This is a genomic window from Streptomyces sp. NPDC030820 (assembly GCF_055572075.1).
This window is the reverse complement of sequence record NZ_JBVIEB010000007.1, coordinates 287217-304494: the sequence shown is the minus strand read 5'-3', so window position 1 is coordinate 304494 and position 17278 is coordinate 287217. Positions and strand designations below refer to the sequence as shown.

General features: G+C 73.9%; 8 protein-coding genes. 5 read left to right on the top strand and 3 right to left on the bottom strand.

Features of this window, described 5'->3' with window-relative positions; translation table 11 throughout:
- The first annotated feature begins 172 nt into the window (after positions 1-172).
- The 4 genes from ACZ418_RS21415 to ACZ418_RS21400 all read left to right on the top strand — a co-directional run bounded on the left by ACZ418_RS21415 (position 173) and on the right by ACZ418_RS21400 (position 8629).
- The gene (locus ACZ418_RS21415; RefSeq protein WP_468365497.1) at positions 173-3778 is read left to right on the top strand and encodes a vWA domain-containing protein; all 3606 of its coding nucleotides are present in this window, start codon (positions 173-175) and stop codon (positions 3776-3778) included.
- Positions 3775-5670, top strand: a complete 1896-nt coding sequence (locus ACZ418_RS21410) for a hypothetical protein (protein WP_468365061.1) — start codon at positions 3775-3777, stop codon at positions 5668-5670. Before ACZ418_RS21415 ends, ACZ418_RS21410 begins: the two co-directional genes overlap by 4 nt.
- 248 nt (positions 5671-5918) lie before the next feature.
- Entirely contained in the window at positions 5919-6683 is a 765-nt protein-coding gene (locus ACZ418_RS21405; protein WP_468365494.1) for a helix-turn-helix transcriptional regulator, read from the top strand.
- A gap of 200 nt (positions 6684-6883) precedes the next feature.
- Positions 6884-8629 (top strand): hypothetical protein, encoded by a 1746-nt coding sequence (locus ACZ418_RS21400; RefSeq protein WP_468365059.1) that lies wholly within the window; start codon positions 6884-6886, stop codon positions 8627-8629.
- Here ACZ418_RS21400 and ACZ418_RS21395 read toward each other — a convergent pair.
- Entirely contained in the window at positions 8622-11048 is a 2427-nt protein-coding gene (locus ACZ418_RS21395) for an ATP-binding protein (protein WP_468365057.1), read from the bottom strand. The genes ACZ418_RS21400 and ACZ418_RS21395 overlap by 8 nt on opposite strands.
- A 777-nt stretch (positions 11049-11825) precedes the next feature.
- On the opposite strand from ACZ418_RS21395, the gene ACZ418_RS21390 reads away from it, so the two are divergent.
- Positions 11826-13010, top strand: a complete 1185-nt coding sequence (locus ACZ418_RS21390; protein WP_468365055.1) for a beta-ketoacyl-[acyl-carrier-protein] synthase family protein — start codon at positions 11826-11828, stop codon at positions 13008-13010.
- Between the two features lie 161 nt (positions 13011-13171).
- Here the strand turns inward: ACZ418_RS21390 and ACZ418_RS21385 are convergent, their stop codons facing one another.
- A complete protein-coding gene (locus ACZ418_RS21385; protein ID WP_468365052.1) occupies positions 13172-15334 on the bottom strand; it encodes an ATP-binding SpoIIE family protein phosphatase in 2163 nt (720 codons plus the stop codon).
- Positions 15335-15697: 363 nt separating this feature from the next.
- On the bottom strand, positions 15698-17149 hold the full coding sequence (locus ACZ418_RS21380; RefSeq protein WP_468365491.1) for an amidase: 1452 nt from the start codon (positions 17147-17149) through the stop codon (positions 15698-15700).
- Positions 17150-17278: the final 129 nt, after the last annotated feature.

Below are 17278 nucleotides of genomic sequence, written 5' to 3'. Positions count from 1 at the left end.
CCCCGCCGCGTCGACCGTGACCGACCCTGCTCCCGCCACGGGCTCCGCGACCCACGCCGATTCCGACGCCGGCTCCGCGACCCCCGCCGACCCCGACACCGGCTCCGCGACTTACGCCGATTCCGACGCGGGCTCCGCGGCTGTCCGCGATCCCGAGGCCGCCGTAGCCGCGCTGACCGACCCCGCGGTGCCCTACCTCATCGGGGTACGGCACCACGCGCCCTCCCTCGCCGCAGCCGTGCCCGCGCTGCTGGACGCGGCCCGACCGGGGGTGCTGCTGGTCGAACTCCCCGCCGAGATGCAGGACTGGCTGCCCTGGCTCGCCCACGAGGAGACCAGGGCTCCGGTCGCCCTCGCCGCCGCGCCCGGGAACGGGGCCGGGGGCCCGGCGTTCTATCCCTTCGCCGATTTCTCGCCGGAGCTGGCGGCCGTGCGCTGGGCGGCGCGCCACGGCGTACCCGTGATCGCGTGCGATCTGCCGCTGGCGGACCGGGCATGGGCGGGGGCGCCCGGGCCGGAGCGGGTGGCGGAAACGCGGGAGTCGGACGCGGAGGCAGGGGCGACGGAATCGCCCCAGCCCCAGGCCCCGGACCAGGCCCAGCCCCAGCCACAGGCCCAGGCACCGAGGACTTCCACTGCGGCCGGGATCACGTCGGGCCTGCGTTCCCGGCTCACCGGCCGCCCCGGTGACGACCTGTGGGACCGGCTCGTCGAGGCCGCCGCTCCCGGTTCCGCGCCGGAGGCGGTGCGACGGGCCGCGCTGTTGACGGGGTGGGCGTTGCGGCAGGAGGCGATGGCCTCGGGCGGGGTGCCGGAGCTGGATCTGCGGCGCGAGCGGTGGATGCGATCGTGCCTCGCGGCGGCCACGGCGAACGGCGAGCGCGCCGCCGTGCTCGTCGGCGCCTTCCACGCCCCGGCGCTCCTGGCAACGCCCGGCGGCGAAGACGCCGTCGCGGCGGCGCCGGTTGCCGCTGCCGAGATGACGCAGGGCCCCGCCGCGGCGTGGACGATCTCCCTCATCCCCTACAGCTACGCCCTGCTCGACGAACGTTCGGGCTATCCGGCCGGCATCCGTGATCCGGAGTGGCAGCACCTGGTGCTGGGCGCGGCCGGTGACCCCGTCGCGCTGCAGGACGCGTTGACGCGAGCCGCCGTGCGGGTGTGCGCCGAGTTGCGGGCGCTGGGCCATCCGTCCGGGCCCGCCGACGCACGGGAGATCGCGCGGCTGGCCGGTGATCTCGCCCGGCTGCGGGGGCTGCCTGCGGCGGGCCGGGGCGAGCTGGTCGAGGCGGTGCAGACGGTGCTCGCGCAGGGCGAGCCGTACGGGCGGGGGCGGGCCGTGGCCCGGGCGATGGAGAGGGCGCTCGTCGGGACGCGCACCGGCCGCCCCGCCCCGGACGCGCCGCGCTGCGGACTGGCACCGGCGGTCGAGGCGGAACTCGCCGAGCTGGGGCTGCCCGGCCCGGCGGACTCGAGGCAGCGGGCCGCACGGGACCTGCGCCTGGACCCGCTCCGCTCGGAACTGGACCGCCGCCGTGAACTCCTGCTGCGCCGCCTGGCGGTGTGCGCGGTGCCGTACGGCGAGCCGAGGGCGGTCGCCGGCCCGGGCGGCGCCGACGCGCTCACTTCGCGCTGGGAGGTGCGCTGGACACCGGCCACCGCGGCCATGCTGACCGCGGCCGGCCTGCGCGGAGTCACGCCGGCGCAGGCCGCCGAGGGTGTGCTGCGCGAAGACCGACGCGTCGAGCGGGACGAGGGCGGACCCACGGCGGCGCAGACCCTGCGGGGCCTGGAACAGGCGGCGGAGTGCGGCCTGCCCGGGCTCGCGGACGAGCGGCTGGCCGACACCGCCGAGGTGCTGCCGGCCTCCGGCACACTGCCCGAACTCCTTGCGGGTCTCGCCCTGTTGGACCGGCTGCGGGCCGGGCACATCGCCGGACTCGGCGGTGACGGGGAACGTACGGCGCGGGCTGCGGCCGTCGCCGAGCTGCTGACCGCCGCAGCGGTGCGCCAGGTCGACGGGCTCACCGGCTCCGAGGACCCGGCCGACGCACACGCTCTGCTGGAACTCGCCCACCGCGCCGACGCACTGGGCGGGATGCGGCTCACCGACGCGCTCGCCCGGCTGGCGGCGGACGGTTCCCCGCTGATGCGGGGCGCCGCCGGAGCCGTACGCGTGCTGCTGGGACACGAGGAGGCACAGGCGTTCGGCGACCGGGTCGCCTCCTGGGTGGACGGTGCCTGCGATGCCGGGTCCCGGGCGGCGCTCACCGCCCGCCTGACGGGTCTGCTGAGCGCGGCCGGTCCGCTGCTGGAGTCGGCGGCGCCCACGCTGGAACCGCTGCTGCGCCGGCTGGTCGAGCTGTCCGACCGGGACTTTCTCGACCGGCTGCCGGCGCTGCGCGGCGGCTTCGACACGCTCAGCCCGGCCGGCCGAGAGCGGCTCCTGGTCACCGTCGAGCAGCGTCTGGACGGAGAGCGCCCGGACGACACGGGCGGTGTCGATCCCGCGACGCTCGCGGTGTGGACCCGCGCCGACCTCGCGGCCCGGGAGGCCCTGGCCGACCTGGGGCTCCTGTCATCTCACCGGCCCACCGAGGCAAGCGCTGCGACGGACGCCGAGGATCCCGCGACGTCCGTGGCCCTCGGCGCCGACGACCACCTGCTCGCCCCGGCCGACCGATGGCGTCTGGTGCTGGGCCGCAGAAGCAGCCGGCTGTCCGGCCCGGCGCAGCGCCTGGCGACCGCTCTGGACGAGTTGTACGGCAGTGGACACGGCGAGGGGAGCCGTGGAGGTCTCTCGGGCCGGGGCGGCGCCGGGTCCGGTGGCGGGCGCGGGGCACCGTATCCCGGGGTGCGGGAGTGGTCCGAGGAGCTGGCGGCGCTGTTCGGCCCGGGCATCCGGGAGGAGGTGCTGGCAGCCGCTGCGGCGGCCGGCCGCCAGGATGTGTTCGCGGAGCTGGATCCGGACAGCGTACGGCCCTCCGTCGACCTGCTGCGCTCGGTGCTGCGGCACGCCGGCGGCCTGCCGGAGGCCCGGCTGGCCGCGCTGCGTCCGCTGGTCCGGCGCCTGGTGGACGCCCTGGCCCGGCAGTTGGCGACCCGGTTGCGCCCCGCGCTGCACGGCACCGCGCTGCCCCGACCCAGCCGGCGCCCCGGCGGCGGTCTCGATCTGCCCCGCACCCTGCGGGCGAACCTGGCCACGGCCCGCCGGATGCCGGACGGCACGGTCCGGGTCCTTCCCGAGCGGCCTGTCTTCCGCAGTCGTGCCCGGCGGTCGGCCGACTGGCGGCTGATCCTGGTCACCGACGTGTCGGGGTCCATGGAGGCGTCCACCGTCTGGGCGGCGCTCACCGCCTCGGTGCTGGCCGGGGTGCCCACCCTCTCCACGCACTTCCTGGCCTTCTCCACCGAAGTCATCGATCTGACCGACCACGTCGAGGACCCGCTCTCCCTCCTCCTGGAGGTCAGGGTCGGCGGCGGCACCCATATCGCCGCCGGACTGCGGCACGCACGCGAACTGGTCACCGTGCCCTCGCGCACGCTCGTCGTGGTCGTCAGCGACTTCGAGGAGGGCTACCCGGTCGGCGGGCTGCTCGCCGAGGTCCGCGCCCTGGTCGGCTCGGGCTGCCATGTGCTGGGCTGCGCGAGCCTCGACGACGCGGGCCTCCCCCGCTACTCCACCGGGGTGGCGGGGCAGTTGGTAGCGGCGGGCATGCCCGTGGCCGCTCTCAGTCCGCTCGAACTCGCCCGCTGGGTAGGGGAGAAGATCGCATGAGCCAGGACACGAGGCAGGAACTTCCTCCGGTCGCCCCGTCCGTGACCGCCGAACTCGTGGCGGCGCTGTCGCCCCGGCTGCGCAAGCGCCTCGACGCGGGCATCGCCAAGCTGGCGGACCGGCCCGCCGTCCGCGACGGCGACACGGTGCGCATCGCCCTCGACGACGACACCCACCTCGAACTGCACGCCCCGGACGGCACGGTGACGGGCGCGGACGGCATCCGCTGCGGCTGTCTGTTGGCCCCGGACTGCCTCCATCGCGCGGCAGCCGCGTCGGCAGCCCCGATCGCGGACGACACCGACCCCGAAGTACCTGGGCCGAGTTCGGGGGATCCGGCGGCCTGGGCGCAGGACGCGGTGGAACCGGAGACGGCCGGTGCCGGGCAGGGGGCGGCCGTGCCGGAGTCGGCCCCCACCGCCCAGGAAGCACGCACGCGACCGGAATCGGCCCCGACCGCCCAGGAAACAGACGCCCCGCAGACAGCGATCGCGCTACAGACAGCCGACACCGCACTGCAGGGGGCCGAGCCCGAGTCGGCCGACGCCGCGCAGCGCTCCGCCGCTCTCGTGCTCCGCGCCGCCGCGGCCGCCGTGCTCGAAGCCGGTGCGGACGGGGCGGGCGCGGTGCTCCAGGCGGAGTTGCTGCGGGCCGCGCACACGGCGCGGCTAGCGGGCCTGCACCGGGCCGCCGCCTCGGCCGTCTCCGTGGTCACCGCGCTGCGCGCGTCCCGCGCGGCCGACCCGGCGTACCGCCTTGCGGACCTGGTCGGCGGCCTGCGTGACGTCCTTTCCGTGGCCCACCGCGTGCCGCACGCCACCGGCGCCGAACTGGCCGCCCTGCGCGGCACCGCACGGCAGCCGTACCGCCCGGACGGCTCGCTGCGGCTGTACGGCCTGTTCTCCGAGCCGGTGCTCACCGCGAGCGGCTACGCCGGCGCGGTCACCTGGACCGCGGACGCCCAGGGCCGGCTCTACCAGGTGTCCGATGTCGCTCCGGGCGGTGCCGGGCGTGCGGTGGGCGCGGCCGACCGGGCGGTCCGGCTCGGTGACACGGCACTGACCCACCGGGAGCTGTCCCGTGCGGGCCTCGTGGTGTCGGGGGCCACGGTCTCCCCCACCGGCCGGCTAGGGGCGGGCGCCGCGGTGCGGGCGGTCGGGGCGTCCGGCGCCGGCTGGCGCGAGGAGCCGCTGGACCGGCTCTGGGCGGTCCCCGTGACCGAGCAGCTCGCCCATGCCCTGGACGGCGGCCATGACCTTCTGTTCCTGGAGGTCACCCTGCTCGGTACGGCGGCGGAGGCGGCCGGCGACTGTCTGCTCGCCGGCTGCGGGGGCGTCGTACTGCGGCTGACCGCCGCGCACGACCACCCCGCGCTTGCGCACCGGGACAACCTGCGTCTGCTGGCCGCCGCCCGGGGTGCCCGGCTCCGGGTCGTCGCCCGGCTCACCCCGGCCCCGCACCCCCGGGCCCAGCTCCTCGCCACCGAGCATCCGGCACAGTCCGGTACTCGGGTCGACGTGGGCCTGGACCGGCTGCAGCACGCGGACCTGCCCACCGCGCCCGCGTCCCCCGTACAGCCGACGCCGAGCGCCGTGGAGGCTCCGGTCCATCTGCTGCGCCGCCGCGTCCAGCAGGCCGTCTCGGGCGGTCGTCGGGTGCTGTCCTTCCCCGACGACACGGCCGCCGATGCCCGGCGGCTGATCCGGTCCGGGCTGGCCACGGCGGGTGGTCTGCTGGAGGAACTGCACGCGGCGGCAGCGGAGCGCTCCCGCGATGTGTTCGGCCGCCTGCTGCCGGCGGACCCGGACCGCTTCGCCCGCGCCTGGCTGGCGGCGGCCCGCTACACCGAGGAGGTGGACCGCGCGCTCTGCGTCGAGGCCTGGTCGGGATAGCGCGGGAGACCCCCGTCGGAGTGCGGGACTCGGAGCAAGGGGACGAAGGACACGACACCGGACGGGCCGCCGTTCCCCCGTGCCGGCGGCCCGCCGGACGTCCGTCCGCACAGGCCGGTGCCGCCGGGTTGCAGTGTGCGACATCCGGGAACCGCAGGGGTATGCGTACAAGTACGTACGCGACGGGCAGGACGCGCCGCGAGGCAACCGGAGAGGAACAGGTGGGACTGGACAAGGCCTACGAACGCATGACGGCGGTCGCCGTGGCGGCGCTGCACGAACGGGAGCCCGCGCGTCTGTGGCCGATGCTCGCCGGTGCCCTGGAGGACCTGTGCGGCGGCGAGGCGGTGATCCACAAGCTCGACGACTGGAGCGAGCACGCGGGCACGATCGGGGCGGCACCCGATGCTGCCGCCGCCGAGCTGGAGCGGCTCGGGGCGGCGGACCTGGCCCTGCTCCGCGCGGGCTATCCCTTCGCCCGCCACTACGCGGACAGGACCGACCGGATGCCCGTCACCGCCCGCCGGGCGGCAGGGCGGCGCTGGCCGGACAGTCCCATGGCGCGTCTGCTCGGCGAGGTGATCGACGTCGACCATGTGCTCGGCGTGCCGCTGCCCGGGAGCACCACCCCGGTCACCGGCTGCCTGGTCTACCGCGCCGGTACGGACTTCACCGACGACCATCTCGTCATGGCGGAGCGCGCACAGCCGCTGCTGGCGGCCGTGGAGCGGCAGCGGCAGCTGCTGGAGGAGTGGCGGCGCGGGCTCGGCCCGAGCGAAATGCCGGACGAACGGGCAGCGGACTGCGCGCTGACCCCGCGCGAGACGACCGTCCTGCTGCTGCTCACCGACGCGCTCACCGCCGACGCCATCGGCCGTCGCCTCGGCATCTCCGTCCGCACGGTGCACAAGCACGTCGAGAACATCTACCGCAAGCTGGGCACCCGCGACCGTCTGGGCACCGTGCTGCGCGCCCAGCGACTCGGTCTGGTGCCGGCGCCCGGCCCACCCTGAGCCTGGGCTCTGCCTGCGTGATTCGTTACCGTGGAGCGGTCCGCCGGAGCCGAGCCGATCTGAAGGGTTGTCAGCCAACTTGTCACGTGATACCGCGACGGTCCCGCGAACCGCGAACCGCGAACCGCGAACCGCGAACCGCGAACCGCGAACCGCGAACCGCGAACCGCGAACCGCGTGGGGCTCGGGGCGGAGGCCCGGTGTCCGGTAGCGCCTCCGGTGGTTTCCTGCGCGTCCCCGTAGGTCCCGACGCCCACCGCTGGCGCACCTTCCCCACCGAGCGGACGCTCGTCGTCGCCGCGCGTACCGTCACCTCCACCGTGCGCGTGCTGGAGGCGCTGCCGGGACTGCTGCGTGACGACCCGCGGGTGAGTGTCGTCTTCGCCCACGACCCGAGCTCCGCGTTCGCCGACGGGGTGCAGGAGCTCCTCCGGGACTCGGGATGCCGGGTCATGCCCTGGGACCAGCTGGCGCACATCAGCCCCGATCTCATCCTCACGGCGAGCGAGAACGTGGACATACCGGAGGGTGACTGCCCGGTCCTGGTGCTGCCGCACGGCGTGGGCTTCCAGAAGCGGGTCCCTGACGCGCGCGGGGCGCACGACCGGCTGTCCGGCCTCGTCCCCGACGCGCTGTTGGAGTCCGGCCGGGCCTGGCTCGCCGTCTCGCATCCGGACCAGGAACGACAGCTCCTCGCCGCCCACCCGAAGACCGCCGGCCGCACCCTGCTGCTGGGCGACCCCTGCTACGACGAGCTGCTCGCCGCCCGGGACCGCCGGGGCGCGTACCGGCAGGCCCTCGGTGTCGACGAGGGCCGGCGGCTCGTCGTGATCAGCTCCACCTGGGGGCCGACCTCCCTGCTCGGCCGGCATCCCGATCTGCCGGTCCGTCTGCTGGGCGTGCTGCCGCACGACGCCTACCGGGTCGCGGCCGTCGTCCACCCCAATGTCTGGTCGGCGCACGGGACCTGGCAGATCCGCGCGCTCCAGGCCTCGGCGCTCGACGCGGGCCTGCTGCTGATGCCGCCCGTGCACGCCTGGCGGCCGGCGCTCGTCGCGGCGGACGTGGTGATCGGCGACCACGGTTCGGTGACCCTCTACGGTGCCGCCCTCGGCCACCCGGTGCTGCTCGGTGCGTTCGGCGCCGACGCGGTGCCGGAGACGGCGGCGCACGATCTGGCCGCCGCGGCCCCGCGCCTGGATCCCGGCGGCGATCTGGCGGCTCAGGTCGAGGACGTCGTACGGAACCACACCGGCGAGCGGTACGCCGCTGTGGCACGGCGGGCCTTCGCCGACTCGGGCCAGGCGGCGGCGCGGCTCCGCGCGGCCGTCTACGAACTGCTGGATCTTCCCCAGCCCGGCTCGGCACCCCCGCCGGACCTGTTGCTGCCCGTGCCGGAACAGGCCGCCGAACACGTCACGTCCTGGCTGGTCGTCACCGAGATGGGCGAGGAGCCGGCCGGTCCGGTCGTGTCGGTGCGCCGGTATCCGGCCGAGGCGCGGGCATACGCACACGGCGGACCCGAGGCCGAGGAGGACGGCCCCGGCGCATCGCCGTACCGCTGCGCGCACCTCGCCTGCTCGGACGCGGAACGCGACCGCCGGCTGCTGGAGAGCGCCTCGGTGATCGAGCGGGCCGACCGCGCCGGATCGGTCGCCGAGGCGCTGCGCTGGATCGGTGACACCCTGGCGGGGTTGCCCGGCAGTCTGCTGGCCGCCTGCGCGGTGCGGGGCGGTGGCCATCTGGTGGGGCTGCGGGACGGCCGGGTGGTCGAGGCGGCGGTGACCGGGCCTGCGGCGGCGCCCGGGCTCATGGCGGCGATCGTCTACGCCCGGCTGCGGCAAGGGCTTTGGGCGGACGAAGCACTGCTGACCCTGCGGATCTCCGGAGTGCGGGAGGAGGACGTCGTACTTCGACCGCGCCCCGCGTCTCCGCGTCTCAGCTGAGGTCCCTCAGCCGCCGGCGCACGTCGTCCGCGCGCCGGTTGCCGTTCGTCTCGTGGATCTCGAGGGCGCGGGTCAGCCACGCGCGCACCCGGTCGAGGTGGCGGCCGGTCCGCTGCGCGAGGCCGGCGAGTTCCTCCCGTGCGTCCGCCTCGTAGCTGTACGCGTGCCGCGCCTTCAGGGTGTCGGCCGCCGTTTCCAGGGCGTGGAAGGCTGCTTCGAACTCGTCGCGGTGGCCGTGGGTCCGGCCGAGGGCGAGGAGGGCGCGGGCCGCCATCCGCTCGTCGGGTTCGGGGAGGTTCAGCAGGTCCGCGCGTGCGTGGCCGAGCAGGGTGAGGGCCTGTTCGTGCTCTCCCCGGGCGTCCAGGGCCGAGCCCAGGAAGAGGAGGGCCAGGGCCTCGCCGCGCCGGTCCTGGGCGCGGCGGTTGAGGTCGAGGCAGTAGCGGTACGTCTCCACGGCCCGGGCGGGGTCGGAGAGTTCGAGGTGGCGGCCGTAGAACTCCTGGACGGAGGCGCGCAGCAGCAGTCTGTCGGTGGGCTCGGCGAGGTCGACGGCGCGCTCCAGTTCGGTGCGTGCGCGGTCGTGTTCGCCGAGGTCCGTGAGCGGGCGCGAGAGCAGGCTGCGCAGCCGGGCCTCGCCCGCGAGAGCCTCGGCCGCGACGTCGACGGGGGTGGCCGGGTCGGCGGCGAGCGCGGCGGCGGCCTCGCTGCCCAGACTCAGGGACTCCTTCCAGGCGCCGAGATGGCGGTGGTGCAGGAACAGCACGGTGAACGCCTCGGCCAGCGGCCAGGCCAGGGCGTACAGGCGGTGGCGTACGGCCGCGCGCAGGACGGCGAGGATCGCGGGGCACTCGGCGTCGAGCCAGGTCAGCGGGGCGGGGCCGCCGGGTGCGGAGAAGGGGTCCGTGGTCCGTGCCAGCAGCTCGGTCAGCTCGGCGACGCGCAGCCGGTCCGCGCGCAGTGCCCGGTCGGCGAGGGCCGCGAGGACGAGGTAGTGCGTGGTCACCCGCTCGATGACGGCCCTCTCCTCGGCGGGCGGTTCCTCCGCCACGGCACGCTCGCGGGCGTAGAGGCGGACGAGGTCGTGGAAGCGGTAACGGCCGTCGCGGTCGATCTCCAGCAGGCTCGCGGCGGTCAGTTCGCGCAGCAGCCGCCTGGCCGTGCGGCGGTCGACGCCCGCGCCGGCGGCCGCGACCGATTCGTCGAACAGTCCCGCGGGCAGCCAGCCCAGCAGCCGGAACATCCGGGCCGGTCCGGGCGGCAGCAGCCGGTAGGAAGAGCCGAGGACGGCCGACAGCGAGTAGTCGCCGCCGGGCAGGGAGATGCCCTCCAGCCGTTCGGCCTCGTCCTCCAGCTCCCGGGCCAGGTACGTCAGGCTAGGGGCGTCGCCGGTGGTCAGCCGGGTCGCCACGATGCGCAGCGCCACCGGCAGTCCGCCGCACAGCTCCACGAGACGTCCGGCCGCACCGGGTTCGGCCGCGACCACGTCCGCTCCGCACTGGTCGTTCAGCAGCTTCAGGCCGCCGGGTGCGTCGAGCGGCTTCAGGTCGATGAGTTCGGCGCCGTCCTGCGCGACCAGTTCGCCGAGTTTGCTGTGACTGGTGACCATGACCGTGCTGCCGGGACCGGTGGGGATCAGCGCTCGCACCTGGGCAGCCATGGTGACGTTGTCGATGAGGACGAGCATGCGCCGGTCGCGGGAATGGGTCTCGTACTGCCGCCTCAGCTCCTCGAACCGCCCGGAGACATGGGCGTCGCTCCCCAGCAGCGCCCGCAGGATCGAGGCGAGGGCCTGTGAGGTCGCGGCGGGACCCATGGCCGCGCCCACGGCGGACTCGTCACGCAGGGCGGCGTAGTCGACGTAGAAGAGGCCGTCGGGGAAGTCCTCGCGCCGGGTGTCCGCCCAGCGGCAGGCGAGCGCCGTCTTGCCCACCCCGGGCAGCCCGGCGAGGACCGCGAGCCTCACCCTGTCGGGTTCGCCGCACAGGCTGTTCATCCGGTCGAGCTCGGCGGTCCGGTTGCTGAACGTACCGGCCAGGGCGGGCAGATGGTCGGGCTGGACGCCAGGCGCCGGTGCGGCCGGGCGGACGTCGAAGGCGATGTCGTACGACGTTCCCGGCAGCACCTCCGCCAGCAGCCGGCGCAGTTCCTCCGCCGCCTCGGGGTCGTCCTGGAGGATGCGGAGCAGACGCCGCTCCCAGTCGGCGGCGACCCGGTTCGCCGCGTCCTCCTCGTCGCCGCCCTGCCTGGCCGCCGCCAACTCCTCGCGGGAAGCGGCCAGTTCTCCGGCCTCCCCGCGCCGGGTGAGCCAGCGGGTGAACCGCCGGCTCCCGTGCTTCATCTTCAGCCAGGCGTCCGTGACCAGGAGCCCGACCAGAGCCGTGGCCCCCTGCGCGGCGAGCGTCCCCAACTCGGCTTCCACCAAGCCCCCTTACGTCGTCCAGCGGCACCAGGACAGGCCGACCCCACCGTAGAAGGATCTTCGCCGAATTCCCAGTCCGCACCGCCGGAGCCGGCCGAGGAGGCTCAGTCGCACCGTGCGGTCGGGGTGATCCTTGTCGGTGTCCGTCAGAAGCCCCGTCGCCGCTTCCTCGCACAACCGGTCCGCGATCGGAAGCGTCATGCCGCCGCCGGCGCGGGGTGAGCGGCCACCACCGGCGTCGCCGCCGGAGCCCGACACCGGCTTGGCCGGGCCGGACGGCTTCGTTCCGCCGTCGAGTGGCAGTGCGGGCCCGCGTCGGCGGGCTTCCGCGGGCGGCGGTCGGCGGTCGGCGGAAGCCCGGGACCCCACTGCTGTGCCACGACACCGCCCATCCTGCGCACGCTGGTCACATCGGTGACCCACGTCGCGGCTCCGCCCTGGCACCGGCCTTGCCGGTCCTGCGCCACGCCAGTTTCCCCAGGTCAAGGCGGTGTCGCAGTGACAGCTAGACGTCCGGGCTGACGACAAGTCAGGTAAGGCTTGCGGAACCGCTCCGAGGGGCCCCTGTTTCAGCGGTGTGTGCCGTGTCACGCACCTCAAATGCCGCCTAAGTTGTCTGCATCACAGCGGAAATGTCCATTTAACGTCCATGCTCGAAGCGGACATCAGCTCCCGAAGTGGGGCCTATCGGCAACCTCTTGGGCACGAAGTTACAAAGTGACCCATGACACAGCATTCGTGACATTCCCGCTTGTTCCCTCGGAAAGGTGCCCCATTATGTCCGCTTACGTCTGTCCTCCTGCCGTCATACACGGCGAGCACACCGTGAAGACCAGCGAGATCGTGGCGGAGGTGCGCGACCGGCATCCGCACGCGGCGTGGGCGCCGCGGATCGACGGCATCGCTGCCAGCACGGGCATCGAGACCCGCGGGTGGATGCTGCCGCTGAAGACCGCCGTCGCGCCCGGCAACGGCGGCGGCCTGCGGTCCATCGGCATCGGGTCGGCCCAAGAGGCGCTGGCACGCGACGGGTTCACCCAGCAGGACGTGGACCGCGTGATCGCCGCACTTGAGGCGATACCCGGACCGCAGACCGTCCAGGAGCGCACCGCGCCGGCCTGGGAGGCCGTGCAGTCCTACGGGGAGCGTGCGGCACGCGGGGCCCTGCAGATCGCCGGGCTGGACGCCGCGGACATCGACTGCCTGATCACCAGTAACTCCACCACCCCGGCGCTGCCGGGTCTGGACGTCGCCCTGGCCAACAAGCTTCCGCTCCGCAACGACGCGATGCTGCTGCCGGCCACGCAGTGGGCCTGTATCGCGGGCACCCGTTCCCTGGCGCTGGCGGCGGATCTCGTGGCCGCGGACCCCGACCGGGTGGTCCTGGTCGTGATCGCGGAGGCACTGAGCACGACCTACCAGCCCGCGGACGACACTCTCGAGTCCCTGATCGTCCGCTTGCTGTTTGCGGACACCGCGGTCGCCGCGGTGGTCACGGGCCGCCCGCGGCGCGAGTCGGTGCTGCGGCTGGACTCCGCCTGGCACCACACCCTGCCCGGCACCCAGGACCTGCACCGCCTGGAGACGAGGGCGGACGGCACCCACTTCGTGATGGACCGGCGCGGGCCGCGCGCCGTGCAGGAGACGGTCACCGCGATGTGGGAGTGGCTGCGCGTCCGTTACCAGGACGACCCCGACTCCTGGCACCCCGACGTGCTGCTGGCGCACCCCGGCGGGACCCGGGTGCTGGAGTACATGGAGCAGACGATGCCCGACGCGTGGCCGTCCGGGCTGCTGGAATACAGCCGGGACAGCTACACCAGCGGCAACCGCGGAGGCGCCGCCGTGTTCGACATCATGCGGCGGGCGCACGACGCCGGGCAGAAGCCGGGCAGTCGCGCCGTGCTGTACGCGGCGGCACCGGGCCTCACCGCCACAGCCCTGGAAGGACAGTGGTTGTAGTGCGAGCCCGCGCCGGCTGCACCAGCAGACGTGGCCGTCCGCGTCACCGGTCACGCCTCGGCAACGCTGAGGGAACACTCCGTAGCGCCGGGTGACGGGTACGGCGCCCCGTACCCCCGCCGCACTCCCCTACGCCGGCCACGCCCCGCCCCACAGACGCATCACATCGCGACTTTGGCCCAGACCACCTTGCCGGTGTCCGTCCACCGCACCCCCCACCGGGTGGTGAGCCTGTGCACGATGTGCAGGCCACGACCGCCGTCGTCGAGGAGGCCGCCCCGCCGCAGCCGTGGCCTGCCGTTGCCGGTGTCGCCCACCTCGCACAGCAGGCCGTGACCGGCCCTGATCAGCCGTACCGTGATGGGACCGGTGGCGAAGCACACCGCGTTCGTGACCAGCTCGCTGACCAGCAGCAGGACGGTGTTCCGGGTGTCGTCCCTGGTGCGCCATTGCCGCAGCAGCGCGGAGACCTGCGAGCGGGCGCGGGCGGGGGCGTCGTAGCGGGCGGGCAGCCGCCACGTCGCGGTGTCCCCCTTGCGGTAGCCGATCATCCGCGCGAGCAGCAGGGTCACATCGTCGCGCTGGCGCGCTGGTGCCAGCGCGGAGACGACATGCCGTGCGGCCTGCTGCAGGGCGTCCCAGGGGTGCACCTTGGACACGACGTCCGCCAGCCTGCCGATGCCCTCGTCGATCGACAGGGCCGGATCCTCCACCAGGCCGTCGGTGTAGAGAGCGAGCACGGAGCCCGGGGGTGCGTCGAACGTGTGCACGTCGAACGGCTCCCGCAGCGCGAACTCGGCGCCCAGGCCGGGGTGAGGGCGGACCGGAAGCGGACCCGCGCGCCCGTCCGGGGAGACCAGGACCGGGGGGAGGTGGCCGGCGCTGGACAGCGCCACGCGGTGGCTGACCGGGTCGTAGAGGGCGATGCAGCAGGTCGACCCGAGGGCGCTGTAGCCGGCCGCCAGCCCGGACTCCGCGTCGTCCAGCAGCGTCACGGTCGCGTCCAGGTGCTCCAGTACCTCGTCGGGCGCGAGCCCCGCGGACAACAGTGCGCGGGCCTCCATGCTCAGCTGGCCCATGGTCGCCGCGGCTCCCAGGCCGTGCCCGACGACGTCACCGACCACCAAAGCGGTACGGCCGTCCGGCAGCGGAAAGCTGTTCACCCAGTCGCCGCCGACGCCCGCGCTGTCGGGCGTGGCGGGCTGGTAGATGCTGGCGATCTCGATGGTGTCGCCGCCGGTCCGGGGCAGCAGCCGGCGCTGCAACGCCAGCACCTGTGTGTGCTCGCGCTGGTGCTGACGTGCCAGGTCGACGTGATGGGCGGTCCTGGCAACCAGTTCCTGCAGGTCCAAGAGCTCGCTGTCGCGGAAGGGGCAGTCCGCCCGCCGCCAGACCTCCGCCACGCCCAGCACGACGGGCGGCTCGCTGTCCAGGACCAGCGGTATGCACGCCACACCCGCCGACCGGTCGCCGGGCACCAGGGCACGGATCACCCGCGGACTGCCGAGTACCCGCTCGACCGCCTCGCGGTCCGGTATGACGATGGCCTGCGGGGCGTCGTCCCGCCGTACGGCCTGCGCCAGCAGGCGACTCGCGTCGCTGGGAAGATCGTCGCCCGGAGTCACGTAGCCCTCGGGCCACGCGCGGTCCGGTACCAGGGCCGCCCGCCGCAGCCGGATGCGCCCCTGTGCCTGCCCGGTGACTCCCTCGCCGGTCCACACGGCGAAGTCCAGGTCGACGGCGGCCACGTCTCCCCAAGCCAGCAGGGACTGCGCCAGCGACTGCGCGGTCTCGCCGATGTCCAGCGAGGTGCCGATCGCGGTCTCGGCGGCGTACAGGTGCAGCCTCCTGGCCATGGCGATCAGGGAGACGGTCAGGCCCTCATGAGGCACCGCGGCGGGCAGGATGCTCATCGAGACCACCAGCTCCGACCCGTCGCCGCGGCGCAGGCGCTGGATCCGGGCGACGTGCGCCTCACCGGTCTCCAGGACCTGCCGCAACCGCCGTGTGACCGTCGGTACGTCCCCGGGGGGCAGGAGATCGACGAAGGGACTCCCGGCCACGGCGTCCAGACCCGCGAATACGGGGGCGGCCAGATTGCAGCGAGTGATTCTCAGATCCCTGTCCAGGTTGACCACGCCGAGAATCTGGTCCTGACCGCCGGCTGCCGGGTGGTCGGGTACGGATCGGCGGGTGGCGCGGTCGCCCTGCGCGTCGGCGGAACCGGCGGCCGCTGCCGCTCCGGCGCGTGGGATGTAACGCCCCAGGGCGCTGCTGACCAGGTCGAACGGCGAAGAGGACGAGGACGAGGGTGTGGAGTCCATGCGGCTCTCTCAGCAATCCCCGGCGCAGTGCCGAGGCCGTACTCGGACCCGTGCGACGGGGCCCCGAGATCCCTCACCGCACACCTCATTCAATACCACCGGAGGTCGCTTCGCCCACATCAGCGGAGCGCGCGGCGAACACGCACAGTGAGCGAATGCCGCGGCCGGCGGGTCGCTCGGTGCCACGACGTGGTGATCCACACTGGCGCAGCCCCCGTGCAGCCCCGTGCAGCCCCGTGCAGCCCCGCGCCACACCCGGCGCATCCGCCTGACGCACTGAGCGGCACTGAGGGCAACTGCGCTCATACGGAGGATCTCGTCGTGATCCGCACTTCGTCCTCGACGGACACCCGGTAGCACGCCCTACCTCGGTGCCTGGAAGCCGCCGATCTTCTGCTCGAGCAGTTCGGCCAGCCGCAGCGGGGTGCGGTCCTCGAACATCGGACCGATGAGCTGCACTCCCACCGGCAGACCCTCGGGGGACCGGCCGGCTGGCACGGCGGTGGCGGGTACGCCGGGCATGGTGGCCAGACCGGCCCAGACAAGCTGGTCGAAGTACGGGTACTCGACGCCGTCGATGTCGATCCGGCGTTCCAACGAATCGGGGTTGTGGTCGTGCGGGAACGCGGGAGTGGGCGTGATGGGACACACCACGGCGTCGAACTCGGCGAAGAGCTGCCGCCAGCCGTGGCGGTGCAGCTCGCGACGGCTGTTCGCCTCGATCCAGTCGCGGTGGCTGAACACCATGCCACGCAGCCGCGCCGCAACGAGACTCCGGTCGTCTGCGCCCAGTCCGGCCGCGCGGGCCCGCAGCTGCTCGTACACTTCGACGGGAAAGCGTGCAACGGAGCTCGAAAACATCAACTGCGTGTAGATCATCGCGGCTTCGGTCAGATCGGGCAGCAGCGGACTGTGCCGTTCGACGCGGGCGCCGCCGTCGACCAGCGCATCGGCCACCCGGTTCACGCCCGCCCGCACAGCGGACCCGGTCGGAATGAGCGGATGCTCCTCGAGGACCAGGACCCGAAAGTCGCAGAGCCGCTCGTGGCGCGCGGGCGGCAGCGTCAAGTCGTACGCCACACCGAGCGTCAGCGGGTCCGGTCCGGCCATTACGTCGAGCAGGAGCGTGAGGTCGCGGGCAGAGCGCGCCATCGGACCGACGACGGCGAGGTCAAGGTCGGCCGGCAGGGCCGGCCCGGGCGGCGGGACCATACCGCGGTTCGCCGCCAGCCCGAGTGTCGGCTTGTGTGCGTAGACACCGCAGAAATGTGCGGGCGTGCGCAACGAACCGCCGATGTCCGAGCCGATGGACAGCGCGCCGAATCCGCACGCCAGCGCGGCCGCTGATCCGCCGGAGGATCCACCCGGCGTTCGACCGTGATCCCAGGGGTTGTTGGTGGTGCCGTAGATCTCGTTGAAGCTCTGAATATCTTGCAGCCCCAAGGGCACATTGGTCTTACCGAGCACCACCGCGCCTGCGGCCTTGAGCCGCGACACCTGCACCGCGTCCTCGGCCGGCACGTAGTTCCGGTGCAGCGGCACGCCCCAGGTCGTGGGCAGCCCGGCGACGTCGTAGGACTCTTTGACCGTCACCGGTATGCCGAGCAGCGGCCTGTCCTCACCACGGGCGCGCGCCTGGTCGGCACCGCGCGCGGCGTCCCGTGCACGGTCGAAGTCCGGCACGCAGATCGCGTTGATCGCTTTGTCGTCCCGCTCGATACGGGCTATCGCCTCGTCGGTCAGTTCCGCCGAGGTCACTTCACCGGCACGCAGGGCTGCCGCGAGTTCTTCGGCCGTCTGAAAGCTCCACTCCATGAACCAGACCGTACCGGCCTCCGGAACAGGCCATAAAAGACCGCTTCGCGCAACCGGGTTGATGTCTCCATACCCGTCATGTTCCTTGTCGGCCAAGGCAATTCGCCCGACCACCGGCGATGGCGCAGG

Excerpts from the sequence above, each read along its gene's own strand:
- ACZ418_RS21385 (WP_468365052.1), bottom strand. The coding sequence starts at position 15,334 with ATGGACTCCACACCCTCGTCCTCGTCCTCTTCGCCGTTCGACCTGGTC.
- ACZ418_RS21380 (WP_468365491.1), bottom strand. The coding sequence starts at position 17,149 with ATGGAGTGGAGCTTTCAGACGGCCGAAGAACTCGCGGCAGCCCTGCGT.
- ACZ418_RS21390 (WP_468365055.1), top strand. The coding sequence starts at position 11,826 with ATGTCCGCTTACGTCTGTCCTCCTGCCGTCATACACGGCGAGCACACC.
- ACZ418_RS21405 (WP_468365494.1), top strand. The coding sequence starts at position 5,919 with ATGACGGCGGTCGCCGTGGCGGCGCTGCACGAACGGGAGCCCGCGCGT.
- ACZ418_RS21410 (WP_468365061.1), top strand. The coding sequence starts at position 3,775 with ATGAGCCAGGACACGAGGCAGGAACTTCCTCCGGTCGCCCCGTCCGTG.